General features: G+C 61.3%; 23 protein-coding genes. 18 read left to right on the top strand and 5 right to left on the bottom strand.

Translation table 11 applies throughout. The features are described 5' to 3' along the window. The first annotated feature begins 2 nt into the window (after positions 1–2). From EN990_RS00700 to EN990_RS00680, 5 genes are all read left to right on the top strand, one after another. Positions 3–1,133 (top strand): glycosyltransferase, encoded by a 1,131-nt coding sequence (locus EN990_RS00700; RefSeq protein ID WP_127370015.1) that lies wholly within the window; start codon positions 3–5, stop codon positions 1,131–1,133. Further along, positions 1,130–2,224 carry a glycosyltransferase gene (locus EN990_RS00695; protein WP_127384533.1) on the top strand — a complete coding sequence of 365 codons (1,095 nt, stop codon included), beginning with the start codon at positions 1,130–1,132 and terminating at the stop codon, positions 2,222–2,224. Before EN990_RS00700 ends, EN990_RS00695 begins: the two co-directional genes overlap by 4 nt. Further along, positions 2,221–3,324, top strand: a complete 1,104-nt coding sequence (locus tag EN990_RS00690; RefSeq protein WP_024502362.1) for a glycosyltransferase — start codon at positions 2,221–2,223, stop codon at positions 3,322–3,324. Before EN990_RS00695 ends, EN990_RS00690 begins: the two co-directional genes overlap by 4 nt. A 23-nt stretch (positions 3,325–3,347) precedes the next feature. After that, entirely contained in the window at positions 3,348–4,394 is a 1,047-nt protein-coding gene (locus EN990_RS00685; RefSeq protein WP_024502361.1) for a UDP-glucuronic acid decarboxylase family protein, read from the top strand. Between the two features lie 93 nt (positions 4,395–4,487). Beyond that, entirely contained in the window at positions 4,488–4,673 is a 186-nt protein-coding gene (locus EN990_RS00680) for a hypothetical protein (protein ID WP_013533200.1), read from the top strand. 9 nt (positions 4,674–4,682) lie between these two features. On the opposite strand, the gene EN990_RS00675 is transcribed toward EN990_RS00680, so the two are convergent. Then, positions 4,683–6,425 (bottom strand): hypothetical protein, encoded by a 1,743-nt coding sequence (locus EN990_RS00675; RefSeq protein WP_127384539.1) that lies wholly within the window; start codon positions 6,423–6,425, stop codon positions 4,683–4,685. A gap of 155 nt (positions 6,426–6,580) precedes the next feature. Between EN990_RS00675 and EN990_RS00670 the strand changes: the two genes are divergently transcribed. The 10 genes from EN990_RS00670 (at position 6,581) to EN990_RS00625 (ending at position 15,423) form a co-directional block, all read left to right on the top strand. Further along, complete coding sequence (locus tag EN990_RS00670; RefSeq protein ID WP_013533202.1) at positions 6,581–7,684, top strand: myo-inositol-1-phosphate synthase; 1,104 nt, start codon at positions 6,581–6,583, stop codon at positions 7,682–7,684. Further along, on the top strand, positions 7,681–8,277 hold the full coding sequence (locus EN990_RS00665; RefSeq protein WP_013533203.1) for a histidine phosphatase family protein: 597 nt from the start codon (positions 7,681–7,683) through the stop codon (positions 8,275–8,277). Before EN990_RS00670 ends, EN990_RS00665 begins: the two co-directional genes overlap by 4 nt. 14 nt (positions 8,278–8,291) lie before the next feature. Beyond that, positions 8,292–9,392, top strand: coding sequence for a glycosyltransferase (locus EN990_RS00660; RefSeq protein ID WP_127368127.1), 1,101 nt, complete (start codon positions 8,292–8,294; stop codon positions 9,390–9,392). Next, positions 9,392–10,195 carry a sugar phosphate nucleotidyltransferase gene (locus EN990_RS00655; protein WP_024502357.1) on the top strand — a complete coding sequence of 268 codons (804 nt, stop codon included), beginning with the start codon at positions 9,392–9,394 and terminating at the stop codon, positions 10,193–10,195. Before EN990_RS00660 ends, EN990_RS00655 begins: the two co-directional genes overlap by 1 nt. Positions 10,196–10,197: 2 nt before the next feature. Further along, positions 10,198–10,959, top strand: a complete 762-nt coding sequence (locus tag EN990_RS00650) for a TIGR04290 family methyltransferase (protein WP_127368128.1) — start codon at positions 10,198–10,200, stop codon at positions 10,957–10,959. Next, positions 10,952–11,884 carry a beta-xylosidase gene (locus tag EN990_RS00645; RefSeq protein WP_127368129.1) on the top strand — a complete coding sequence of 311 codons (933 nt, stop codon included), beginning with the start codon at positions 10,952–10,954 and terminating at the stop codon, positions 11,882–11,884. The genes EN990_RS00650 and EN990_RS00645 overlap by 8 nt, the downstream gene beginning before the upstream one ends. Positions 11,885–11,900: 16 nt before the next feature. After that, on the top strand, positions 11,901–13,040 hold the full coding sequence (locus tag EN990_RS00640) for a glycosyltransferase family 4 protein (RefSeq protein WP_245469165.1): 1,140 nt from the start codon (positions 11,901–11,903) through the stop codon (positions 13,038–13,040). After that, positions 13,037–14,023, top strand: a complete 987-nt coding sequence (locus EN990_RS00635; RefSeq protein WP_127368131.1) for a GNAT family N-acetyltransferase — start codon at positions 13,037–13,039, stop codon at positions 14,021–14,023. The genes EN990_RS00640 and EN990_RS00635 overlap by 4 nt, the downstream gene beginning before the upstream one ends. A gap of 3 nt (positions 14,024–14,026) precedes the next feature. Next, the gene (locus tag EN990_RS00630; RefSeq protein ID WP_064993463.1) at positions 14,027–14,941 is read left to right on the top strand and encodes a class I SAM-dependent methyltransferase; all 915 of its coding nucleotides are present in this window, start codon (positions 14,027–14,029) and stop codon (positions 14,939–14,941) included. Between the two features lie 305 nt (positions 14,942–15,246). Continuing rightward, complete coding sequence (locus EN990_RS00625) at positions 15,247–15,423, top strand: hypothetical protein (RefSeq protein WP_013533211.1); 177 nt, start codon at positions 15,247–15,249, stop codon at positions 15,421–15,423. On the opposite strand, the gene EN990_RS00620 is transcribed toward EN990_RS00625, so the two are convergent. Further along, the gene (locus tag EN990_RS00620; protein WP_013533212.1) at positions 15,424–15,987 is read right to left on the bottom strand and encodes a sigma-70 family RNA polymerase sigma factor; all 564 of its coding nucleotides are present in this window, start codon (positions 15,985–15,987) and stop codon (positions 15,424–15,426) included. Between the two features lie 290 nt (positions 15,988–16,277). On the opposite strand from EN990_RS00620, the gene EN990_RS00615 reads away from it, so the two are divergent. Beyond that, positions 16,278–18,389: a catalase gene (locus EN990_RS00615; RefSeq protein ID WP_127368132.1), complete on the top strand. Its 2,112-nt coding sequence runs from the start codon at positions 16,278–16,280 to the stop codon at positions 18,387–18,389. 75 nt (positions 18,390–18,464) lie between these two features. On the opposite strand, the gene EN990_RS00610 is transcribed toward EN990_RS00615, so the two are convergent. The 3 genes from EN990_RS00610 to EN990_RS00600 form a co-directional block, all read right to left on the bottom strand. Then, positions 18,465–18,959 carry a hypothetical protein gene (locus tag EN990_RS00610; RefSeq protein WP_013533214.1) on the bottom strand — a complete coding sequence of 165 codons (495 nt, stop codon included), beginning with the start codon at positions 18,957–18,959 and terminating at the stop codon, positions 18,465–18,467. Between the two features lie 87 nt (positions 18,960–19,046). After that, positions 19,047–20,342 (bottom strand): Nramp family divalent metal transporter, encoded by a 1,296-nt coding sequence (locus EN990_RS00605; RefSeq protein WP_127368133.1) that lies wholly within the window; start codon positions 20,340–20,342, stop codon positions 19,047–19,049. 253 nt (positions 20,343–20,595) lie between these two features. Next, on the bottom strand, positions 20,596–21,186 hold the full coding sequence (locus tag EN990_RS00600; RefSeq protein ID WP_127368134.1) for a LysE family translocator: 591 nt from the start codon (positions 21,184–21,186) through the stop codon (positions 20,596–20,598). Between the two features lie 213 nt (positions 21,187–21,399). Here EN990_RS00600 and EN990_RS00595 point away from each other — a divergent pair, with 213 nt between their 5' ends. After that, positions 21,400–22,410, top strand: coding sequence for an ATP-dependent DNA ligase (locus EN990_RS00595; RefSeq protein ID WP_027164032.1), 1,011 nt, complete (start codon positions 21,400–21,402; stop codon positions 22,408–22,410). 106 nt (positions 22,411–22,516) lie between these two features. Further along, on the top strand, positions 22,517–24,271 hold the full coding sequence (locus EN990_RS00590; protein WP_127384535.1) for a thiamine pyrophosphate-dependent enzyme: 1,755 nt from the start codon (positions 22,517–22,519) through the stop codon (positions 24,269–24,271). The last annotated feature ends 83 nt before the right edge of the window (positions 24,272–24,354 follow it).

Genomic DNA, 24,354 nt, shown 5'->3' with positions numbered 1-24,354 from the left:
CCATGCGCTTTTTGTTCTACACCCACTCGGTCGTATCCGACTGGAACCACGGCAATGCCCATTTCCTGCGCGGTATCATGCGGGATCTGATCGCGCGCCAGCACCAGGCAGTCGCGCTGGAGCCGTCCGACGGCTGGAGCCGTTCGAACCTGTTGGCCGAGAAGGGATCCTTCGCCATCGAACGCTTCCGCAAGGATTTCCCAGAGTTGATGCCGGTGACCTACAATGCCGGGTTCGATCACGAGGCCTGGATCGCCGAGGCCGACGTTGTGATCGTTCATGAGTGGACGGATCCGGAGCTTGTCGCACGCATCGGCCGTGCCCGGGCCGCTGGCGGCAACTTCATCCTTCTGTTTCATGACACCCATCACCGGGCCATATCGGCGACCGAGGCAATCTCGGCGCTACGGTTGGAGCACTATGACGGCGTCCTCGCCTTTGGCGAGACCTTGCGCGAGAGCTATCTGCGCGCCGGCTGGGGCAAGCGCGTCTTCACCTGGCATGAAGCCGCGGACGATCGCCTGTTCAAGCCGCACCCAGAGATCCATCCCATGTCCGATCTGGTCTGGATTGGAAACTGGGGCGACGATGAGCGGACTGCCGAACTCAAGGAATTTCTGATCGAGCCAGTACACGATCTCGGTCTCGAGGCCACTGTTCACGGCGTACGCTACCCCAAGCCCGCACTTGCGGACCTGGCCGCCGCCGGACTGCGCTATGATGGATGGATCGCCAATGCCGATGTGCCGAAGGCGTTCGCCGCGCATCGTGTCACCGTTCACATCCCACGGCGCCCCTATCGTGAGGGATTGCCTGGAATTCCGACGATCCGGATGTTCGAGGCGCTCGCCTGCGGCATTCCGCTGATTTCAGCACCCTGGTCCGATGTCGAGCAGCTGTTCAGGCCCGGCGTCGACTTCCTGTTTGCGGAGAACGGCTCTCAGATGCGGCAACACTTGCGGGCGGTATTGGCCGATGCGGATTTCGCGGCTTCCCTGGTGACTTCGGGCCTCGAGACCATTCGCTCCCGGCATACCTGCCAGCACCGCGTTGACGAGCTGTTCCGCGTGCTCACGGCATGCACGACCGAACATACCATCAACAACACCACCGCAAAGGAAGCCGCCGCATGAAGATGGCATTCTACGGATCGAGTCTTTTGTCGTCCTACTGGAACGGTGCCGCGACTTACTATCGCGGGTTGCTGAAGGCGCTTTCCCAATTGGGCTACGAAATCACCTTCTATGAACCCGACGTCTACGACCGGCAGAAGAATCGCGACATCGAGGCGCCTGACTGGTGCACTGTCGTCGTTTATGAAGCGACCCAGCACGCGCTGATGCAGGTCGCGGCACGTGCCGCCAGCGCCGACATCGTCGTCAAGGCGAGTGGCGTCGGTTTCGAGGACGAGGCGCTGCTGCGTGTCGTTCTCGACCACGCCCGCAGCGACGCGCTGGTGGTATTCTGGGACGTGGACGCTCCGGCAACCCTTGCCCAGTTGCGCGACGAACCGGACCATCCGCTCCATAGCGCCCTGCAAGAAATCGACCTTGTGCTGACCTATGGCGGCGGCGACCCCGTCGTATGGGCCTACCGTGCCATGGGGGCGAACGAATGCGTGCCGATCTACAATGCGCTCGATCCCCAAACACATTATCCGGTCACCAGCAATGCGCGTTTCGCTTGCGATCTGGCGTTCCTTGGCAACAGGCTGCCGGATCGTGAGGCACGGGTCGAAGCGTTTTTCCTCGATCCCGCATGCCAGCTGCCGAAACAGCGTTTTCTGCTCGGTGGATCGGGCTGGGGGGACAAGCCGCTTCCCGCCAATGTCGGCTGGCTCGGTCACGTCGGCACCCGCGATCACAATGCCTTCAACGTCACACCCAAGGCGGTTCTGAACATCAGCCGCGACAGCATGGCCGTAAACGGTTTTTCACCGGCCACGCGTGTCTTCGAGGCGGCCGGCGCCGGCGCCTGCCTCATCACCGATGCGTGGCTGGGCGTGGAACTGTTCCTGAAGCCAGGCGAGGAGATCCTGGTGGCGCGCGACGGCGGCGATGTCGCCGAGATCATGTGCTCGCTGACCTCCAGTCGGGCAAAGGCAATCGGCCAGGCCGCACTTTGCCGCGTGCTGGCCGATCACACCTACGCGTTGCGGGCGGACGTGGCCGATGCAGTCTTCAAACGTCACTTCGAGCAGGGGACCGTGGAGGCAGCGGAATGACCAAGCAATTGGACATAGTCTTTCTTGGCCTGTCGCTGTCCTCGTCCTGGGGAAACGGCCACGCCACGACGTTTCGAGGCCTGCTGAAAGGTCTGCACGAACTCGGCCACCGCGTGACCTTTCTGGAGCGCGAGGTGCCGTGGTACGCAAACCACCGCGATCTGCGCGATCCGGATTTCTGCGCCTTGCGCTACTACGAAACCACCGCGGAGTTACAACGCGACTACGCCCGGTGCCTGGAGCAGGCCGACATCGTCGTCATCGGCTCGTTCGTGCCGGAAGGGCGCGTGGTCATCGACATCGTCGCTTCACTTTGCAAAGGGCGCTTCTGCTTTTACGACATCGACACGCCGGTGACCGTGGCGCAGCTTTCAGCCGACGATTGCGATTATCTGAGCTGGCGGCAGATTCCTTACTTCGACGTCTACTTCTCGTTCACCGGCGGGCCGATGCTTGGCCGTCTGGTGGAGGACTTCGGCGCGCGCCGCGCCGAACCGCTCTACTGCTCGGTCGACCCGGAACGGCACCACCGGACCGGCGATCCGATCCGCTGGGATCTCGGCTATCTCGGCACCTACAGTGCCGACCGGCAGGCAACGCTGAACGCGCTGCTGCTCGAGCCCGCACGGCATATGCGGGACCGGCGTTTCGTCGTGGCCGGTTCGCAATACCCATCCGACATCATCTGGCCGGACAATGTCGAACGTATCGAACATCTGCCGCCCGCCGATCATGCCGCGTTCTACAACCGTCAGCGCTACACGCTGAACGTCACACGCAGTTCCATGATCGCCGCGGGATGGTCGCCCAGTGTGCGCCTGTTCGAAGCGGCTGCTTGCGGCACGCCCATCATCAGCGATCGCTGGCCAGGGCTCGACAGCTTCTTTCCTGCATCGGCGATCCACACCGCCGGGGAAACGGACGATGTCGTCGAGATCCTGTTCGGCGAGTCCGAGCGCACACGCCTCGCCATGGCCCGCCGGGCCCGCGAACGCGTCCTCGCATCCCACACCGGTGCGGCCAGGGCCCGCGAATTCGTGGCGGCGTTGACACAGCCAAGGGCGGCGGCCCTCGATTTCGACATCGGAAGCGCAGCATGACCAGCAGACAGGAGAAAACGGCGATGCGACAAACACGAAACGCGCGAAGGGCAAAGGCAGTGCTTGTTGCCGGCGGTGCGGGATTCCTCGGTTCGCATCTTTGCGAAGCATTGCTCCGCAACGGCTGGCGCGTGATCTGCGCCGACAATTTTCTGACTGGGCGCATGGAGAACATCATCTCGATCATGGACCATCCGGGTTTCCGGTTGATCGAGCAGGATATCTGCCGGCCATTGGATCTCGGCGAGCCCGTGGAGCGTATCTTCAACCTGGCATGCGCTGCCTCGCCGCCGCGTTACCAGGCCGACCCTATCCACACCACGCGAACCTGCGTGATTGGAACGCTCAACCTGCTTGAACTCGCTGTCCGATATGACGCGCGGCTGCTACAGGCCTCGACGAGCGAAGTGTATGGCGATCCGGAACAGCATCCCCAGAGGGAGGATTATGTCGGCCACGTGAACTGCACCGGTCCGCGCGCCTGCTACGACGAGGGCAAACGCACCGCCGAAACGCTTTGCTTCGACTATCTGAGAGCCGGCAAAGCCGACGTGCGCGTCGCGCGCATCTTCAACACCTACGGTCCGAGAATGGATCCGGCGGACGGCCGCATCGTCTCGAACCTGATCATGCAGGCGCTCGAGAAACGTCCCCTGACGATCTTCGGCGACGGCTTGCAGACGCGATCCTTCTGCTATGTCTCCGATCAGATCGATGGATTGAGGCGCCTGATGGATATCGATCCCAATCCAGGCAAGCCGGTCAATCTGGGCAATCCCGGAGAATTCACCATCGTGCGACTGGCTGCGTTGGTGAAGGCGATGACGGGTACCAAATCGGATCTGAGATTTCTACCGCTGCCGCAAGACGATCCTCGGCGCAGGCAGCCCGATATTTCGCGTGCAAAAGCGCTGCTCGGCTGGACGCCGAAGGTGCCCCTCAACGAAGGGCTCAAGCTGACGATCGATTATTTCGCAGCTCTCGAAGGCAGCCGCATCGGCGATCAGATGACGGGCTTTGCCAAAAGAGCGAGGCCCGCACCCGGAGGGCTGCAGAACCTTCCGGCGTGATGCGAGATGGCGCCGAACCTTTCCCGAGATCGTGCGGAACATCCGCCCAGGCTTGTGGTTTGGCAGGAGGACCCGATACGGAGGATCACCCTCATGCAACCCAAGCGCCCCTCGAGGGATATCGACCAGATGGCCGAACGCGAGACCGCTGCCTATCTGCGGCGCGCCTCGATTACCTATCTCGAGTGCTGCGTCAGCCTGATGATGACGCATCTGCAGCGCGAGGAAGTGGCCACTATTCTCGAGCAGGAAGCAGACATGCTGCGAAGGCTGGACTGATCGGAACGATCATATCCGGCATTCGTCCAGGAACCGTATCAGCGGCATCCTATATCGGTCTGCCATCTCGGCCAGCCTTGTTTTTTCCCCGCCGTTTTCGGATTGCGCAGCCGTGCTCCAGAGCCCGAGTTGGAATGCCAAATAGCATGGTTCGAAAAAGCCGATGTGGTCACGGTCGATGGGAAGTTCCATTCCTTCGACCAAGGTCCTCACATCGCTGTCGGACAGTCCATACTCGACGCGGGCGCCGGCAATGTCCCACTCAATCGGTTGGCAGCCGATCAAATCATGTGCCCGGCAGTGGTCAACAGCATCTGTCTTGAGCACCGTGCCATCTGCACGAACGAGAAACTCCCACGGTTGAAGCTTTCCGTCGATTTCAACGCGCTGCAGCACATGCGCGGAGGTCGGTTTCGAGAGCCAACCGCGCAACGTCGCTGCGCGTTTCTCGTCCAAGGCTTCCGACGCATTGGAAACAGCCATCTCCGCGAGAGCAAGCAATGATGCACCCGGTTCGCAAGTTCGAAGATTGAGCGCACGCCAGGTCAGGTAGTTTGTGAGCTCCGCGATCAGTCTTTCCCTGGGCAGCGGCGCCTGATCCATCGTGCTGCCGTCAATCCACCGTTCAACCAGAAAGCCATGGCAAAGCGCGACAACTTGCGATCCGAAGCCGGCTTCATGCAACATCGCCGCGGCTCGTTTCTTGCGCAGTCCGGTTTCGCCGAGGCCGGCGAATTTGACGAGCCAGCGGTCACGCCCGGCGGACGCCAGGAATTTACGCCGCTCGGTACCGCGTGGGCTCGGCGGCCAGCGTCCTTCGTCGGCATAGTGGGCGGCCCGCCACTCGCCACCAGATAGTTCGGTCAGGTTTAATTCCGGCCCGCCGACCGCCTCGGCCACCCAATCGCGCAGCGTGGGAATTTTCGAGTTTTCGGAGAAGGTGCATTCAAACGCCGTCGCCACATGTTTCGGACAGCGCGACCACGTTTCCCGAGCCTCCGGCGACGCTTCGCTGCCCGGGCCGCCTGAATGGCTGGGAAACAGGTGAATGCGGTCCGTATCGACATCCAGTTCACGCAGCCAAACGACAACGGCATGCATCGAACTGCCGGACAGGCCGGGACCCTCGTCGACAACGGCGAAACGCGCCGATGGATTGTTCTTCCAAGCGGTGATCGACCGCGGATCGGCGTTGATGTGCCTGTGGAAAGGATGGCCGATCGGACGAACGCTGAATGGCGCAGGCGCGCCAATCGAGGCCGCCACCATAGCTGCGAGCCCAAGGCCAATGCTGCGGACACCGATAACGCATGTGTTCGCATCGAGCCCCGACTTCTGCGCCGCGTCCAAATAGCTTTCGGGATAAAGCGCATAATGCGCATAACCCTCAGCGGAGCCGGTCAGAACCTCGGCCTGACAGTCGAGCCCGGCCAGCAGCTTGAGAAGTCCCGGATCGATGCCACCGCCAACGTTGAAACCGCTTCGCCACGACTTCGCTACCTCGGCGGCAAGCCCGACCAGCAGCCTGGCGCCTTGCTGTTGCCGTGGCGAAAAAATGTCGATGCCGCAGGTTTCGAAATCGACGTCGGCAAGCGCCTGAACCAGCTCCGACACGCTGATGAACAGTCCGACCAATGCAGCATGGCGTCGGATGCCATGAGACATCCGATCAAGTCTTACGGCCATTTCGCCTGCTGCTTCGCGAAGCTGTTGTGCGTCCTGCGTCCGCTTGTGGTCGCCGTAGACGATCATCGATCGGTTTCCAATGCTTGCCGTGCGGGAACGCATCGTATGCGGCTTCGATCCATGCTGTCTCGCGCAATTTTTCGATGGGCGGAGGAACATTCCGGCAAGCTGATGGTTCGGCGCCAGGAACTTACCTTTGAACAACATAGGGTGGCGGTTTCGTGGGATCGAAAAAGGTTCGTGTTGGTATCGTTGGGGTCGGCAATTGCGCATCCTCCCTGGTGCAGGGCCTCTCGTTCTATCGTCACGCTAAAAGCAACGAACCAATCCCTGGGCTGATGCATGCCGACCTCGGCGGTTACCATGTCGACGACATCGAGATTGTCTGCGCATTCGATGTCGCCAAGAGCAAGGTTGGCCTCGACGTCGCGGAAGCGATCTACGCCGCCCCCAACAACACGTTCCGCTTTGCCGACGCCATGACAACCGGCGTTCGCGTCGAGCGCGGACCGACGCTGGACGGGATCGGCAAATATTTGCGCGACGAGATTGAAGAAGCTCCCGAGCCGGTTGCCAATGTCACCGAGATCCTGCGTGACAGCAGCGCTGACGTGCTGGTTTCCTACCTGCCGGTGGGTTCCGAGGAGGCGACCTGCTTCTATGCCGAATGCGCACTCGAGGCCGGCTGCGCCTTCGTCAATTGCATACCGGTCTTTATCGCCTCACGTCCGGAATGGCGACGGCGCTTTGAGCAGCGCGGGCTGCCGCTGGTCGGCGACGACATCAAGAGCCAGGTCGGCGCGACCATCGTGCATCGGTTGCTAGCCAATCTCTTCCGTGAACGCGGCGTACGCATCGACCGCACCTATCAACTGAATTTCGGCGGCAACACCGATTTTCTCAACATGCTGGAACGCGAGCGGCTGGAATCGAAGAAAATCTCCAAGACACAGTCCGTGGCCAGCCAGTTCGATGTTCCCCTGGAGCCGGGCAACATCCATGTCGGCCCGAGCGACCATGTGCCTTGGCTCACCGATCGCAAGTGGGCCTATATAAGGGTCGAAGGCACGACCTTCGGCGGCGTGCCGCTCAATGCCGAGCTCAAGCTGGAGGTCTGGGATTCGCCCAACTCGGCCGGCGTGGTGATCGATGCGGTACGCTGCGCCAAGCTGGCGCTCGATCGCGGCATAGCTGGCGCGCTGACCGGTCCCTGCAGCTATTTTATGAAGTCGCCTCCGGAACAGTTCACCGACGCCGAAGCGCGGCAGCGCACGCTCGCTTTTATCGCAGGCAAGGACGAGCCTTTGCTCGATGCCGCAGAATGACGACGACCTTCTTTCTGATCCGCCATGCGGCACACGAAAATGTCGGCTCCTATCTGGCAGGCCGTATGGACGGCGTTTGCCTCGGCGATGCCGGTAAGGCGCAGGCAACGCAGCTTGGCTGCCGCATGGCCCGGGAGCCCATCGTCGCGATCTTGTGCAGCCCGCGCGAGCGTACCCGAGAGACGGCGCTGCCAGTTGCGCTCGCCTGCGGTGTCGGAGAAATCGCGATCTGCGCCGAACTTGACGAGATCGACTTCGGCGACTGGTCGGGAAAGACTTTCGATGAACTGAATGGCGACGCCAGCTGGCGAGCCTGGAATGATCAGCGGCAAGTGGCAAGGACACCGAGTGGCGAGACCATGCACGATGTCCAGCAGCGCGTCGTCGCGGTGATGAATGCTGTCCACGAGCAGCATCCGAATCAGTGTGTCGCCCTGGTCAGCCACGCCGATGTGATCAAGGCCGCCGTCTGCAAGGTCCTTGGCTTGCCGGCCGGCGACTGCTTTCGCTTCGACATCGATCCCGCTTCGATCACGACGATCGTGTCGGGGGACTGGGGGGCGAAGCTGATCCGATTGAACGAAGTTGCCTGACGAGGATTTGCCGGATGCAGATGGTCATTTTCGGTCTTACCGTCACGTCTTCATGGGGCAACGGCCATGCCACCTTATGGAGGGGACTGATCCGAGCCCTCGCCCGGCGCGGCTGGTCCGTTACCTTCTTCGAACGCGACACGCCCTACTATGCCGGAGCGCGCGATCTTGATCGCCTGGACGGCGGCAACGTCGTGCTCTACCCGGACTGGGAGGACATCCGCCGGGTCGCGGAGCAAACAGTCAAGCAATCGGATGTCGTTATCGTCACCTCTTATTGTCCCGACGCCGTGGACGCCTCGCGGCTGGCGCAGCAGGCAGGCCGCGGACTGCGTGTGTTCTACGATCTGGACACTCCGGTCACGCTTGCCCGCATCGAACAAGGTGAGCGTCCACCCTATTTCGGCCCTGAGGGTCTTGCCGATTTCGACCTCGTCCTGAGTTACACCGGCGGCTCGGCGGTCGACGCGCTGAAGACGGTTCTGGGTGCGCGCCATGTGCTGCCGCTCTATGGGCACGTCGATCCCGACCAACACCGGCCGGCAGAGAAGCGGGCCGAATTCGCCGGTGATCTGTCCTATCTCGGGACCTACGCGGCGGATCGCCAGGCCGGCGTCGAAAAGCTTCTGGTCCGCACCGCCGCGCGTCTACCGGATCAACGCTTCATCATCGGCGGCGCACAGTATCCGCAGGAATTCCCGTGGGGCGACAACATCTTCTTCGTCAGGCATCTGCCACCGGCCGATCATCCGGCGTTTTTCTCATCCTCCCGACTGACGCTGAATGTCACCCGCGAGGCGATGGTGCAAAAAGGCTGGTGTCCTTCGGGCCGGTTGTTCGAAGCGGCGGCATGCGGGGTGCCGATCATAACCGACACCTGGCCTGGCCTGAGCAGCTTCTTCGAACCCGGCAGCGAGATCCTGCTGGCCCACGACACCGATGACGTGGTCGCGGCGCTCGCCTTGCCGGCAGATGAACTCGATGCCATCAAAACCCGTGCGCGCGAACGGGTTCTGGACGAACACACTTCTGCCCGGCGCGCGGCGGAGCTGGACCACATTCTAAACGACGCCTTTCAAAGATCTCCCCGCGAACCGATGATGGAAGCAGTCTGATGTTGGGCATTGTGCCCGCTGCCGGGCGCGGCAGCCGCATTCAACCGCTCGGCTTCTCGAAAGAGCTGCTGCCGGTAGGCAGTCGGATCGATGGACAGACGGAGCGTCCCTGCGCGGTGAGCGAGTACCTGGTGCGGCGGATGGTGCGCGCCGGCGTCGACAAGATCTGTTTCATCATCGGATCGGGCAAATCCGACATTCTCGAATATTACGCCGCCGGCTATGGTGACGCTGCCGCTCTGTTCGTGGTGCAGCCCAACCCTGTTGGACTTTGCGATGCGATTTTTCGGGCAGCGCCTCTCGTCGCGCCCGACGAGACGGTTTTGATTGGTTTGCCCGATACGATCTGGTTCCCCGAGGACGGCTTCTCCTGCCTGCCGGATAGTTCCCTATCGTTTCTGCTCTTCCCGGTGGACCGCCCGGAATTTTTCGATGCCGTGGTTCTCGACGAGGGAGATCGGGTGAAGGAAATTCAGGTCAAGCGGCAAGACGCTGCCACGAACTGGATCTGGGGGGCGTTCAAGATGCCGGGCCGGATCTTGCACCAACTCGCTGCACTCTGGCGTGAACGGGACCGGCGTGACGAATATATCGGCACCCTGATCAATGCCTATCTGGCTGCCGGCGGTGAAGCCTACGGTGTCAGGGCCGGAGTCTCCTACGTCGATGTCGGCACCTTCAACGGCTATCGCACGGCTCTTCGGCTGCTCGAAGAGGGCGTCGCATCCGAACAACGCCAAACCGCCATGCTTGTGGGTGGAGCACACCCGCATGTGCCTGTCGTTCCCGGCGAAGGAGCCTGACCATGCTGCATTCCCATGCCGAAATCCGCCGCCGTATCGATGCTCTCGGCCCATGGTTCCACAACATGGAACTGGCCGGTGTCGAAACCGCTCCCAACCATTTTCTCGGCAATTACCCGCTGATCAAATGGCGCAAATTCGCCGAGGCCATTCCCGCGGATCTGACAGGCAAGACGGTGTTGGATATCGGCTGCAATGCCGGCTTCTATTCCATCGAGATGAAACGGCGAGGTGCTGCCCGTGTCCTCGGCATTGATTTCGATGAGGCTTATCTGGCGCAGGCCCGCTTTGCCGCCGAGATCGCCAATTGCGAGATCGAATTCCAGAAACTGTCGGTCTACGACGTCGGCGCCCTGCGCGAAACATTCGATATCGTGCTGTTCATGGGGGTGCTTTATCACTTGCGCCACCCGTTGCTTGCGCTCGACCTTATCCGTGAGCATGTCGCCGGTGATCTGATGATCTTCCAGTCCATGCAGCGCGGCAGCACCGATCTTCCCGAGATGGAAGAGAACTATCATTTCTGGACGCATGACCTGTTCGACCGGCCGGAATTTCCCAAGCTCCATTTCATCGAGCACCGCTATGCCGACGACCCGACCAACTGGTGGATACCCAATCGAGCCTGCACCGAAGCGATGCTGCGCAGCGCCGGTTTCGAGATCGTTCTGCACCCTGAGCAGGAGGTCTATTTCTGCCGGGCCGCAGGCGACCCGGCCAGTGGCGGTCCCGTCTACCCCTCGAAAGGACAGCGCCATGGTTGAAGCCGCGATGATCTGGAACGAGCCCAACAACAAATCGCATTGGGATCCCGAGCTCGACCCCGACTGGAGCCGCTTCGCCAGGATGGCAATCCTGGCGGCGGACGCAATCGCATCTGAAAACCCGGCTTTGACCAAAGTGCTCGGTGGCATCTCGCCGATAGACCCGGGATTCATCACCCGCATGAAGGAATTCGGCGTGCTGGATCATGTCGACGCCGTCGCCGTGCACGGCTTTCCGCTCGACTGGAACCTGTGGCAAATCCAGGAATGGCCGCAGAAGATCGGCGAGATCGCGACCGTCACCGACCTTCCCATCTGGGTCAGCGAAGTCGGCGTATCGACCTTCGGCGCCGAGGAAATCCAGGTCTGGGGGCTCAAGCGAACAGCTGAATTGCTGCTCGGCAATGCACCACGCGTCCAGTGGTACAGCCTCTACGATCTTCCGCGTGAATGGGAAGCAACGACGCGTCACCGCGAAGCCGAAGGCTCCTCTTATTACCGTCATTTCCATATGGGGCTGCTGCGCCAGGACGGCACGCCAAAGCCCGCGCTGGAGGAATTCCTGCGCTATACACCCGCAATGGGACTGGTGCAGTGGTTTCATTTCGAAGATCCGCGGCTGGACGACGCTGTCGCCTGGATGAAGCGGCTGGGTGTCACCAATATGCGTACCGGGCTTTCCTGGGCGGACAGTTTTCGGCCGAATGCGCTGGACTGGTTCGACCGGCAGATGGAAGCACTCGCCGATTTCGACGTGACGGTCACCTTCTGCTTCACACCTCAGCATCGCGGAATGATGCCCCACCACACCAGCCCGCCACTGGTGCCGGAGGAGTTCGCGGAATTCTGCTCAACCATGATCCGCCGCTATGCGCCTGGCATGACATCCGCCTCGCTCCCCACGCGGCGGGCCTCGGCCGCGTGAAATCGTCATGCTGCCCATGCATCAGATGCCGGACTGCGCAACACCACTGACAGGTGGGAATGCGGCGCAGGGCACCGGGACGCAACCGGCCGCGACACTCACCGTCCTCAATGTCGCCTACCCTCTCGCGCCCGTCGGACCCGACGCTGTCGGCGGTGCCGAACAGGTTCTGTCGATGCTCGATCGGGCGTTGGTTCACGCCGGCCATCGATCTATCGTCATTGCTTGCCGTGGCTCCAGCACGAGCGGCACGCTTGTGGAAATACCGGCCGAAAACGGCATGCTCGACGAGGCGGCGAAGCGCCGCGCGCAAGAGGCCCATCGCAAAGCGATCGCCGCTGCCCGCGCCCGATGGCCCATCGATGTGGTTCATCTGCACGGCATCGATTTCGACGCTTATCTGCCCGACGATGGTCCGACCTTGGTGACCCTCCACCTGCCGTTGGATTGGTATCCGGCCGCGGCATTGCGCCCGACGCGTGGCGACCTCTGGCTTCATGCGGTCTCGCCCAGCCAGCAGAAAACCGCGCCATCAGGCGCCAGGCTGACGGCACCGATTCCGAACGGCGTCGACATCCAAGCACTGAACCTGCCGCAGCCGAAGCGCGACTTTGCCCTGGTTCTGAGCCGGGTTTGCCCGGAGAAGGGCATTCACCTGGCGCTCGATGCAGCCAAACTAGCAGGCGTTCCGCTGGTCGTCGGCGGTAAGGTCTATCCCTACGAAACACATACGCGGTACTTTCGCGACGAGGTCCAATCTCGCCTCGATGGCCGCCGCCGCTTCCTTGGTCCGCTCGGCTTCACCGCCAAGCGACGCTTTCTCAACGCAGCGCGCTGTCTGGTCATTCCGAGCCTCGCAGCCGAGACCAGCTCGCTTGTGGCCATGGAGGCCCTCGCCTGCGGGACCCCGGTAGTCGCCTTTCCAAATGGTGCGCTTCCCGACGTCATAGAGCACGGCAGAACGGGCTTTCTCGTCGACACGGTCGACGAGATGGCCCAAGCCATTCTTGCGGCGCCCAGCTTGGATGCCGAGACATGCAGGGCCGAAGCGCGACGGCGATTTTCGCTGGAACGGATGATCTCGTCTTACATGGATGCCTATCAGGCGCTGGCACAGCTTGGCACTGGTCGCCGGCGCTTGGCTGCGACGCCGTGAGCAAAGCGGTGCTGCGCTGCGAAATCATCGGTGACCCCGCGCAGTTCGACGCCTTGACGCCGCACTGGTGGAAACTGTGGCAGCAGAGTCCCTCGGCGACGCCGTTTCAATCTCCCGCCTGGCTGGTGCCATGGTGGCACGCATTCGCACCCGGTGAACTGGCGACAGTCGCGGTCTGGCACGGCGGGGATCTGGTCGGGCTGGCGCCGTGTTACCTGGAGCATGGGACGGCTGGTTCGAAGCTGCTTCCGGTCGGCATTTCGCTCAGCGATTATCTGGACATCCTGGCTGTCCCTGGGATCGAAGCCGAGGTTGTCGGCGTTATCGCCGAGTCGATCTTCTCGATCGGGTGGGCGCAGTGGATCTTGTCGGACTTGCCGCAGGACAGCGTCGCCCTTGCGATGAAGCATCCCGAGATGGATCGGCCGACCGCCCATGCCGCCTGCCCCGTGCTCGCCATCGCCGGCGACGAAACGCTGGCAGGCTGCGTCCCCGCAAGACGCAGACGCCAGTTGCGTCGGGCGCGCCAGGCCGCATCAAGATGCGGCCGGATTGCGCTGTCATCGGCAAGCGGCAGTCCGCAAACCTTCCTCGATCAATTGATCCGCCTGCACAATGTGCGATGGGCCGAACACGGAGGGGGTGTGTTGGCCAACCCCGCCGTCGAGCAATTCCATCGGCTCTCGCTTCCCTTGCTCGATGCTCATGGTCTGGTGCGATGCTGGCTGCTCGCGATCGATGACAGGACCATCGGTGCCTATTACGGATTTTACCACCGCGGCCGTGCCTACGCTTATCTGGGTGGGTTCGACCCTGCTTATGCCGAGGAGAGCCCGGGCGCGATCCTGATTGGCCACGCAATCGTGGAGTCGATCCGCGAAGATGCGCGCGAGTTCGATTTCCTGCGCGGCCAGGAGGCCTACAAATATGGCTGGGGCGCCGCCGACAGGTGGACGATGCGCAGGGTCTGGACGCGGAGTTGACCCATGAGTGTAACCGCACCGAAAGGCGCCCAGCGCCGGACATCGGTCAGGCTGGCGGTTGAAGACTGCATGGCCGACGGCATTTGCGCCGAAGGTGTTCTCGTCAGGCTGGCGCTCCACCTGCCGCCCACAATTGGGGCAGCGGAATTGGCGGAGGTCGTGCTGAAAGTCCGTCCGGCGGATACCGGCGACGCGGCAAGATTGCGGAAGGTCGCCGGACTGCTGCGCTGCAAACCAGACGTCTTTGCCATGTTGCGAGCGACGGGCGGCGCCGTTCGCCATGAGCGCAATGAGGACGAGACGAATGCCGCTGTCGTCATGCGGCTGGCGTCCAGCTTCGATGCCGCGGCAGCGATTTCGGGAGCCGCGAGTGTCCAACTGGCATCCCTCGGCGATGAGGAAAGGCTCACAGCCACGACCAACGAAATCGTCGCATGGCTGGAAGCCCGAGAATTCACCGGAAGGGAACGGAGCATTCTCGACATCGGTTGCGGCATCGGCCGTTTCGAGCGTGCGCTGTGCAAATCCTTCAAGCGGATGGTCGGTATCGATATATCGTCGCGAATGATCTCCATCGCCTCAGAGCAATGCGCCGCACTCGGCAATGTCGAGTTACGACAAACCTCCGGTCTCGATCTGGCCGATTTCGACGATGCCAGTTTCGATTGCGTGCTGGCGGTCGACAGCTTTCCCTATCTGGTTCTGGCCGGCATGGCAGAGCGGCATTTCGAAGAAATTGCGCGCGTTCTGAAACGGCCGGGCTGGCTCGCCTTGCTGAACTATTCCTATCGCGGATCGCTTTTCTCAGACCGCGACGATATCGGCCGTCTGGCGCAAGCTCATCAATTGCGGGTCCTCATCGACGGTGAGAAGCCGTTTCGATCATGGGATGGCAACGCTTTTTTGCTCGCTCGGTGAGACGGAACATTACAGCACGATGCCAGTTCGGACGTCGAGCAAAGGGCACCAACGAGTGTCCTCGATTCGAAGGAGGAGCGCGGGCTGGACGGCAATCGGATCAAGTCCGAAGGATTACGCCGCTAATCGATTGCCGAAGGACTGAACGCCACCGCGCGGGCCTGTGGTCCGCGGGGCGACCAAGGAGCAAGGAAATAAACCTGTGCAAGGGTCCGCCGGTCAGCTTCTCGGCGGTGGACACAGGCTTGTAATGCCGGGCGCTTATCACCACACTACGATCAAGGGACCGCTATCAAGAGAATGTGATGTCTCGTTCGAGCGACGATACCGCGGATCCGCATGTCGAGATGGCGGTGGATCGGGAGATTGCCTCCCTGCTGGCAGCCATAGAGCAGGAAAAGATTCCGGACCGCCTCACCAAGCTGGCGATCGAATTGCAGAACGCGCTCGTCGAGAAGCGTCGGCGCGACGCGAACAATTGACTATCTGCGGCTGTCGACCTCGACGTCGAGCTGACCGTCCGACAGCTGGTTTCTCCTCTCCATCAATGTCTCCAGCGAACTCTCCCCTAGGAGTTCAAGGATGTTGGCGCGCGCACGGTTCAGGCGGCTTTTGACCGTCCCGACCGCGCAACCGCATATGTCGGCGGTTTCCTCGTAGCTCACTCCCAAAACGCCGATCAGCATCAGCACCTCGCGTTGGTGTTCAGGCAGTCTTTGAATGGCGCCGTGAACTTCCCTGCTCTGAACGGTCCATTCCTGGGTGGCTTCCGAAATTGGTCTCGAAGAGGCGCAGTCGAGCAGGCCTGGCGCCTCCCGGGCAGCGATCTTGACCCGGGTATAATAGGTGTTGCGCATGATGGTGAAGAGCCACGACTTCATTCGCGTACCGGGTTCGAACTTGTCGATGTTGGCGAGACCCTTGGTCAGTGTCTCCTGCACGAGATCGTCAGCATCGTCGGGGACGCGGCAGAAGGTGCGGGCGAATGCCCGCAGGGCGGGTATCAGGTCAACGATGGAAACTTCATTGGTTTCCTGGTCGGCCAAAAGGCAGCCTCCGGATGACAATGGTCCAGCTCCCAGCAGAAAGAGTGTGTGAACGCAGCCTCAGCTAAATGCATGGAAGTTTGGTTCGTTCCTCTTGCTGGAGACAACTCTTCATAATTCTTCGCGGGCGGAGATATCTGTCATGCGATCGACGCATACCATCGCCGCAGCAGTGACGCCTCCTTCGACAGTGGTATCTACAGCGTCCGCTTTTTTACGGGAACAAAGCCGTTCACCGGCAGTTTGATGGCTTGCCACTTCAACCTTCCAGTATCGATCGAGGACCTGTCATGGCCAAATCCGCTCGCCCCTCCGCTCGCCAATCGGCAAGTGGACTGGATCAGAATAGCGCGCGCGGAAATGGCGGCGAGTTGCACCAGATCGCGGAAGACGACACGCCTGTCCTTACCACGGCGCTCGGAACGCCTGTCTCCGACGACCAAAACACATTGCGGATCGGTGAACGCGGACCATCGCTGATCGAAGACTTTCACTTTCGCGAGAAGATTTTCCACTTCGACCACGAACGCATCCCGGAACGGGTCGTCCATGCCCGCGGCTATGGCGCGCATGGTCATTTCGAGACCTACGACTCACTGGCCAAATACACACGTGCCGACATTTTCCAGCGAGCTGGTGAAAAGACGCCGGCATTCGTTCGTTTCTCGACGGTTGCCGGCAACAAGGGCTCGTTCGATCTCGCCCGCGACGTGCGCGGCTTTGCGGTCAAGCTCTACACCAAGGAAGGCAATTGGGATTTGGTCGGCAACAACATTCCAGTCTTCTTCATCCAGGACGCCATCAAGTTTCCCGATCTGATCCACGCCGCCAAACAGGAGCCCGACCGTGCTTTTCCGCAGGCACAGACGGCGCACGACAATTTCTGGGACTTCATCAGCCTGATGCCGGAATCGATGCACATGGTCATGTGGATCATGTCGGATCGCGCCATCCCGCGTTCCTTCCGCTTCATGCAAGGCTTTGGTGTGCACACGTTCCGCCTCGTCAACGCCAAGGACGAATCCACCTTCGTCAAGTTCATCTGGAAACCCAAGCTCGGCATGCAATCGGTGGTCTGGAACGAGGCGGTCAAGATCAACGGCGCCGATCCCGACTTCCATCGCCGCGATCTGTGGGAGGCCATACAGGCCGGCAATTTCCCGGAATGGGAGTTGACGGTGCAACTGTTCGATCAGGCGTTTGCCGACAGTTTTGACTTCGATATCCTGGACGCAACGAAGATCATTCCCGAAGAGGTTCTCGAACCAATTCCGGTCGGTCGGCTGGTGCTCGACCGGATGCCGGATAATTTCTTCGCCGAGACCGAGCAGGTTGCATTCATGACGCAGAATGTGCCGCCCGGAATCGATTTCTCCAACGATCCGCTTCTGCAGGGCCGCAACTTCTCCTATCTCGATACCCAATTGAAGCGGCTGGGCAGCCCGAACTTTACCCATCTGCCGATCAATGCACCGAAGTGCCCGTTCGCCCATTTTCAACAGGACGGGCACATGGCCATGCGCAATCCGGCCGGTCGCGCCAACTATGAACCTAACTCATGGGGACTGGGACCGCGCGAGGATCCGCAGCGTGGCTTCCGTTCTTTCTCCGATGCCGAACAAGGGCAGAAAGTACGTCTGCGCGCGGAGAGCTTCGCCGATCACTACAGCCAGGCCCGGCAATTCTTCAACAGCCAGACACCACCGGAGCAGCGTCACATCGCGATGGCGCTGACGTTTGAACTGAGCAAGGTCCAGGCACCGGCGATCCGCGAACGCATGGTTTCGCATTTGTTGAACATCGATGAAACGCTGGCGACCACGGTCGCCGACAAGCTCGGCATCCGTGACATGCCCGAACCTGCCGAAGCCGCCGTTCCACCGCGCGATGACTTGCCGCCGTCGCCGGCGCTCAGCATCATCCAAAACGGGCCCGACAGTTTCGAAGGCCGCAAAGTCGGTGTCATGCTCAGCGATGGAGCCGATGTCGCGCTGTTCGAGGAACTTCGTTCCGCCATCGAAGCGGAAGGCGCGGTGATGGAGGTGGTTGCGCCCAAGGTGGGCGGCGTCGAAGCCGCCGACGGCACCCACATCGAGGCAAGGCACATGATCGACGGCGGTCCATCCGTTTTGTTCGACGCGGTGGTGCTGCTCCTCTCCGAGGCGGGCGCCGAGCTACTGGTCACGGAGGCCGCTGCGAAGGATTTCGTGTCTGATGCGTTTGCGCATTGCAAGTTCATCGGCTTCACCTCCGGGGCCGAGCCGCTCCTGATCAAAGCAGGCGTCGCTCCCGATGCCGATGAGGGGCTGAGGCGGCTGGATTCGGCAGCTTCGGTAGCTGCGTTTGTGCAGTCATGCCGCAAACTGCGGCTCTGGGCGCGGGAGGCGGCTGTCAAACTTTGATGCGATGGCGTCAGCTGTTTCCGTTGGCGCACCCGCACTCTTTGGTTTGCCGCCAACCCTAGCCGGCACCGCGGTCTACGAGCGATCTTCCTTGCTGGACGCTTGTCGCCGCTGCTTCTCCAGGACCTCGTCGGTCCCAACCAGCTTCTTTGCTCCGCCTGAAATGGTCGTGGACACCACCGAAGGCGGATCGCTCGCCGGAAAGGAATCCTCCAACCCCGCCTGCAGTTGGTCCTCGAGCGTGCGTGGTTCTTCGGACCGGCCGGGCGTTCTGCGCGTGTCGATCTTCTCCAGCGACTGTTTCTTTTTCGGCGAATCGTTAGCGTTCCGGACCAGGGCGTAAAGCTGCTCGATCGCGAGTTCCTTGATCGTTTCGAAATCGGCCCGATCGTCCTTGGCAGCCTCGATTTGATCAACCATGGCTTTCTCGAAGCGGTCGAGGCTGTCGCCTCCGCAGGCATGGGAAAGGCGCAACAGGGCTTCGTTCAGCATCAACGGAGCGAAATGTGCTGAAGCTTCAAGCCTGAGCTGCCTTAAACGGTCCGGAGTTGCGGCCTGCAACTTTGACATGGACAACCTCCTTTCTCCCACAAGCGTCTCAACGGGATTTGACCGCCGATGTTCCACCGTGCCTGAACATCTGTCATGCCATGCGAGCTACAAGAACCAGCTTGCCACCAATCCCGCCGACGCCGCAAAAATCGCCAAGGTCGTCACGCCGCCCAGGATGTTCGTGCTTGTGCTGTTGACCTTGTCGCCCATGATCTTGCGATTGTTGGTCATGATGAGGATGAGAAGCAGCAGCGGCGGCGTTGAAAATCCTTGCAAGATGCCGGACCAGACGAGAGCTTTCATCGGGTTGAAGCCGAAGAAATTGAGACCCACCGCCACCAGCGTTATGACCCCGATCGCGATGTAGAATTTGGGAGCCTGCCGGGGTTTGGCATGCAGGCTATTCTTCCATCCCATCGCCTGGGCGAAATCGAAAGCAGCGCCAGCGGTCATGATCGGCACGGCCAGGAAGCCGACGCCAATTACACCGGCCGCAAAGAGAATGCCGGCAGCGTCGCCGGCAAGCGGCCGCAGCGCTTCGGCCGCCTGTGCCGCTGTCTCGATCTGCGTGTGTCCGGCCTTGTAGAGCGTCGACCCGGTCGAAAGGATGATAAAATACATGATCAGATTGGAGAACGTCATGCCGATCAGGATATCGCGGCGGGATCGGCGCAGTTCACCCTCGGTGGCGCCTTTGCGCTCTTCGAGGCTCGTTCGACCCTTGGCGATCTCCTCCTCCACCTCCTGATTGGACTGCCACGTGTAAAGGTATGCGGAGAGAGTGGTCCCGACGATGGCGACGAGGATGGACAGGTACTCTCGGCTGAACTCGATTTGTGGCAACAGCGTGCCACGCAGGACGGAAGCGGCATCCGGTTTGGCAAGTACCGCGGAGACCACATAGGCAAGCAGAGCCAGAGCCAGCCACCGGAACACATTTCGGATCAATTTGTACGATCCGAGCACCTGCAGGGCAAAAATGACGACCGCAACGGCAGTGACGACCAACGGAGCAGGCAGCGGAACGAACAGCACAATAGCCGCCGACATGGCGCCAAGGTCGGCGGCTGCCTCGATCGTGTTGCCGATCAGCACGCCCACCAGCACGGACCATAGCAGCCAACGCGGATAGAAGTCCGATATGACCTGGAAAAGCCCGCGACCCGAAACCTGGCCAAGTTTGGATGAAAGGTAGACGACGAGATACATCATCGGCAGCGTGACAGGTGCCGTCCACAGCAGGTCGGGGCCGAACCGCGCTCCGGCGCTGGCGTAGGTACCGATGGCCGAGCAGTCGTCATCGGCCGCGCCGGTGATCAGGCCAAGCCCAAGCGCCCGAACGACGTCGCCCCCTTTTCGCCTGCTTTCCCTTTGGCCAGCATTCTCAGGCGGCTTGTTCATTGAAGGCGCGTCTTTACCGAGGCCACGCAAGAAATCATGACGAACATTCCAATCGGATGGCGATGAAGCGTTGCAGCTGCATTGAGATCGAGGTTCGAACCTCCGGTCAGGTTTTTTGTTCCTGGACACGGTCCCGGCCCGCGACGGCGGCGGAGCCGAACGTCAAAGCGAATGCTCCGTCCCCCTGAAGAAGACAATGCTTGTGTCGAAGCCAATCCTTCAGGCGACGTGGCACAAAAGCTATTTCTTGAAGTCAGCGGCTCGTACTGCCGCCGATCACCATCCGCACGCCGAGGCCGATGATGAGACAGCCGGCGAGCCGCTGCTGCCAAAGCCTTGCGCGAGGGTGCCGCATGACCCATGCGCCGACCGCGCCCGATGCCAAGGCGTAGGCTCCCAGCACCAGCACACCGGTTATCTTCTGTGTTGCGCCGAGCAGCACCAGTTGCAACGTGACGGAGCCCCTATGCGGGTCGACAAATTGCGGCAGGAACGCAACCATGAACATCAAAGGCCAGGGATTGCTCAGATTGGCGATCATTCCTTCCCGGGCGGCGGCGAGCGGCCGCAGGGCCTTGATGTCACCTGTGGGAATGGTTGCCGAGGCTGAAAGCAGCAGCCGGAAACCCAGCCACATGATATAGGCCGCCCCGGCCCATCGAAGCAGATTGAACGCCACCGGCGAGGCGTGGACAAGCGAAGACAGGCCGAATGCAATCAGCGGAAGCTGCACCAGTCCGGCGCCCAGCGTCATGCCGAGTACCGTGAACAACGCCACGCCGCGCCCGTGTCCGATGCCGCGGGCCATCACCAGCATGCTGTCGGGGCCTGGCGGCACCTGCATCAGAATGACGGTTCCGACAAAAGCTGTCCACAATGAGAGGTCGATGGGGCATCTCCTTTCGCGCCGCCGATGACATCAAAGGGGCCAGCCGTCACCGGGTTCCGGCGGCAAATGAAAATGTCCATCGCGAAGAACCAGCCTGATGGAACGCGGTGCAGTCCTGGAAGTTGAAAAGCCAGAGCCGTTCCTGAACCGGTTTTGGAGGCCTGATCCGTGCATGAACCGATAAACGCCTTCCCGCTCCCGCTGGATACGTCTCCGATGGAGGCCAGGCTTGCCGATGCAATCCCAAGGGATGGGAACCGCTGGCAGTACGAGCCTAAATGGGACGGATTCCGCTGCCTTGCTTTCAAGAGCGACGACACCGTTGACCTGCGCGCCAAATCCGGCAAGCCGCTCGGCCGCTATTTTCCGGAAATCACGGAGATCCTGCGTGACCTCAAGCGCGGGCATTTCGTCATCGACGGCGAGATTGTCATCGAGGTGGACGGTGAGCTTTCCTTCGAGGCGCTGCAGATGCGTCTTCACCCGGCACAAAGCAGAATCCGCAAACTGAGTTCGCAGACGCCTGCCAGTCTGATCCTCTTCGACATGCTTGCCAGGCCGGGCGGCGAGGTCATCACGGGCAAACCACTTGTCGAAAGGCGGCGAGCGATCGAGGACTTCGTGACCTCCTCGAACAGTCCGGATCTTCGCCTGTCGAAGTGCACTTATGATGCAGCGACGGCGGCTCGATGGCTGAACGGGGCCGGCCATGCATCGACCGACGGCATCGTGGCCAAAGTGCTCGACGAGCATTATCTGTGCGGCGAACGTGCGATGGTGAAGGTAAAGCCGAGGCGCACCGCCGATTGCGTTGTCGGCGGTTTCCGCTATCTCGCGGGTAGCCGTGAGGTCGGCTCACTGCTCCTCGGCCTCTACAATGACGACGGCAAGCTCGATCACGTCGGCTTCACGTCGACCATCGCCAGGACCGACAGAGGAGCGCTCACGCGCCGGCTGGAAGGGCTGCGGTCAGAGCCCGGATTCACTGGCAAGGCGCCCGGCGGCCCGAGCCGCTGGAGCACGGAGCGCAGCGGACAATGGGAGCCTTTGGAACCTGAACTGGTGGTGGAGGTCCGCTTCGACCACGTCACCGGCAATCGGTTTCGCCATGGCACCAAACTGCTGCGCTGGCGCCCCGACAAGGCGCCACGGCAATGCACGTTCGAGCAGATCGAATAGACCGCCCCAGGGAGATCGCCCCAGAAACCTGTCACGATTTATTGCGACGAAGGAACCAACTCGGGATTCACCGGTTCGGACACCATCCACCCGGAGCTACCCTGACATGCCGAATGCAGCAGAAATTCTGATCGACACACTCGTCGCCTGGAACGTGGAGGTGGTGTTCGGCTTGCCGGGAGACGGCATAAACGGCGTCATGGAAGCGTTGCGGACGCGGCGCGACAAAATTGCCTTCGTTCAGGTCCGGCATGAAGAGTCGGCTGCCTTCATGGCATGTGCATATGCCAAGTGGACAGGAAAGCTGGGCGTGTGCCTCGCGACGTCCGGCCCCGGCGGAACACATCTTCTGACCGGCCTCTATGACGCCAAGCTCGACCAGGCTCCAGTGCTGGCGATTACGGGCATGCAGTTCCACGATCTGATCGAGACGTTCACGCAACAGGATGTCGATCTGACGCGCGTGTTCAACGATGTCTCCGTTTATAACGCCCATGTTGCCGACGCCGCGCATATGGAAAACGTCGCCAGCCTTGCCTGTCGAACCGCGCTGGCGCGCAAGGGCGTCGCCCATCTTTCGATTGCCAGCGACATCCAGGAGCAGGAGCGTGATCCGTCGAAGCGCTCCAAGCGCAATCGCCCGGCGCACACGCCGCAGGATATGTTCGCCGGTCACAGCGTACCGCTGGACGTTGAGCTCGACAAAGCCGCCGCCATTCTCAATGACGCTTCGCGGGTTGCGATCCTGGCCGGACGCGGCGCCATCGGCGCGGCAGCCGAACTCGAATATACGGCGCGCCTGCTGCAGGCGCCTGTCGCGAAGGCCTTGCTGGGCAAGGCGGTGCTGCCGGACGATCATCCCTACACCACCGGCGGGATCGGTATTCTTGGAACCCTGGCTTCGCAAGAAGCGATGGAGAGTTGTGACGCGGTGCTGATTATCGGTTCGACCTTTCCCTACATCGAATACTACCCGAAGCCCGGACAGGCCCGTGGCGTCCAGATCGACTGCGATGCGCAACGGATCGGCTTGCGCTTTCCAGTCGAGGCCGGCCTTGTCGGCGACGCGGCAGAGACATTGCGCGCGCTCAACCGGCGCCTGACGCAAAAGCCCTCGGATGAATTCCTGCGCCGTTCCCAGGAGACCATGAGAAAATGGCGCGAGATGATGCGGCAGTCGGAAGACATGCAGGCGCAACCATTGAAGCCACAAGCGATTGCCCGGGCTTTCGGACAAAGATTGGCCGACGACACAGTGCTGGCCACGGATTCCGGTCAGAATACGGAGCTGGCCGCCCGCCATGTCGATCTTCGCAGCGGCCAGGCATTCGGGGTGTCCGGATCGCTGGCGTCGATGGCGTGCGGTCTGGCCTACGCCATCGCTGCCGGCATAGCTTTTCCCGGTCGACCGATTGCCGCTATCGTCGGCGATGGCGGCTTTGCCATGCAGCTCGGCGAATTCTCGACGGCGGTGCGCTACAAGATCCCGCTCAAGGTTCTGGTGATCAAGAACAACATGCTCAATCAGATCGCCTGGGAGCAGATGATGTTTCTGGGCAACCCGCAATTCGGTTGCGAATTGCAGCCGATCGATTTTGCCAAGGCGGCAGAAGCAATGGGCGCAAAGGGTTTTCGCATCGAGCGGGCCGATCAGATCGAGACGGTTCTCGACCAGGCTTTCGCCACGCAAGGCCCTGTCGTGATCGAAGCGCTGGTAGATGCCTATGAGCCGCTGATGCCGCCCAAAATGCCGGCAGACTACGCCAAGAACTTCCGCCAGGCCCTGCCGCGGACGCCGGGACACGAACGCATAGAAGAAAATATCGCCCGTGAGCCGGCGAAATCGATGATGGATGCCTAGAGGCGGCGCAGGGAGGTGGAACAGCGCGCCTCAGTGGCTTCATTCTGAATCTTTCCAGATGAACCCGCGCTCTTCCGGATGAC

This window comes from Mesorhizobium sp. M7A.F.Ca.US.005.03.1.1 (genome assembly GCF_003997975.1).
GTDB lineage: Bacteria > Pseudomonadota > Alphaproteobacteria > Rhizobiales > Rhizobiaceae > Mesorhizobium > Mesorhizobium ciceri.
This window is presented reverse-complemented; position numbering and strand designations above follow the sequence as displayed.

What these genes read in the sequence shown, in the direction of transcription:
- EN990_RS00590 (WP_127384535.1), top strand. Translation starts at nt 22,517, where the DNA reads ATGCCGAATGCAGCAGAAATTCTGATCGACACACTCGTCGCCTGGAAC.
- EN990_RS00650 (WP_127368128.1), top strand. Translation starts at nt 10,198, where the DNA reads ATGCTGCATTCCCATGCCGAAATCCGCCGCCGTATCGATGCTCTCGGC.
- EN990_RS00660 (WP_127368127.1), top strand. Translation starts at nt 8,292, where the DNA reads ATGCAGATGGTCATTTTCGGTCTTACCGTCACGTCTTCATGGGGCAAC.
- EN990_RS00645 (WP_127368129.1), top strand. Translation starts at nt 10,952, where the DNA reads ATGGTTGAAGCCGCGATGATCTGGAACGAGCCCAACAACAAATCGCAT.
- EN990_RS00700 (WP_127370015.1), top strand. Translation starts at nt 3, where the DNA reads ATGCGCTTTTTGTTCTACACCCACTCGGTCGTATCCGACTGGAACCAC.
- EN990_RS00665 (WP_013533203.1), top strand. Translation starts at nt 7,681, where the DNA reads ATGACGACGACCTTCTTTCTGATCCGCCATGCGGCACACGAAAATGTC.
- EN990_RS00695 (WP_127384533.1), top strand. Translation starts at nt 1,130, where the DNA reads ATGAAGATGGCATTCTACGGATCGAGTCTTTTGTCGTCCTACTGGAAC.
- EN990_RS00685 (WP_024502361.1), top strand. Translation starts at nt 3,348, where the DNA reads ATGCGACAAACACGAAACGCGCGAAGGGCAAAGGCAGTGCTTGTTGCC.
- EN990_RS00640 (WP_245469165.1), top strand. Translation starts at nt 11,901, where the DNA reads ATGCATCAGATGCCGGACTGCGCAACACCACTGACAGGTGGGAATGCG.
- EN990_RS00690 (WP_024502362.1), top strand. Translation starts at nt 2,221, where the DNA reads ATGACCAAGCAATTGGACATAGTCTTTCTTGGCCTGTCGCTGTCCTCG.
- EN990_RS00605 (WP_127368133.1), bottom strand. Translation starts at nt 20,342, where the DNA reads ATGAACAAGCCGCCTGAGAATGCTGGCCAAAGGGAAAGCAGGCGAAAA.
- EN990_RS00630 (WP_064993463.1), top strand. Translation starts at nt 14,027, where the DNA reads ATGAGTGTAACCGCACCGAAAGGCGCCCAGCGCCGGACATCGGTCAGG.
- EN990_RS00675 (WP_127384539.1), bottom strand. Translation starts at nt 6,425, where the DNA reads ATGATCGTCTACGGCGACCACAAGCGGACGCAGGACGCACAACAGCTT.
- EN990_RS00680 (WP_013533200.1), top strand. Translation starts at nt 4,488, where the DNA reads ATGCAACCCAAGCGCCCCTCGAGGGATATCGACCAGATGGCCGAACGC.
- EN990_RS00610 (WP_013533214.1), bottom strand. Translation starts at nt 18,959, where the DNA reads ATGTCAAAGTTGCAGGCCGCAACTCCGGACCGTTTAAGGCAGCTCAGG.
- EN990_RS00600 (WP_127368134.1), bottom strand. Translation starts at nt 21,186, where the DNA reads ATGCAGGTGCCGCCAGGCCCCGACAGCATGCTGGTGATGGCCCGCGGC.
- EN990_RS00615 (WP_127368132.1), top strand. Translation starts at nt 16,278, where the DNA reads ATGGCCAAATCCGCTCGCCCCTCCGCTCGCCAATCGGCAAGTGGACTG.
- EN990_RS00655 (WP_024502357.1), top strand. Translation starts at nt 9,392, where the DNA reads ATGTTGGGCATTGTGCCCGCTGCCGGGCGCGGCAGCCGCATTCAACCG.
- EN990_RS00625 (WP_013533211.1), top strand. Translation starts at nt 15,247, where the DNA reads ATGTCTCGTTCGAGCGACGATACCGCGGATCCGCATGTCGAGATGGCG.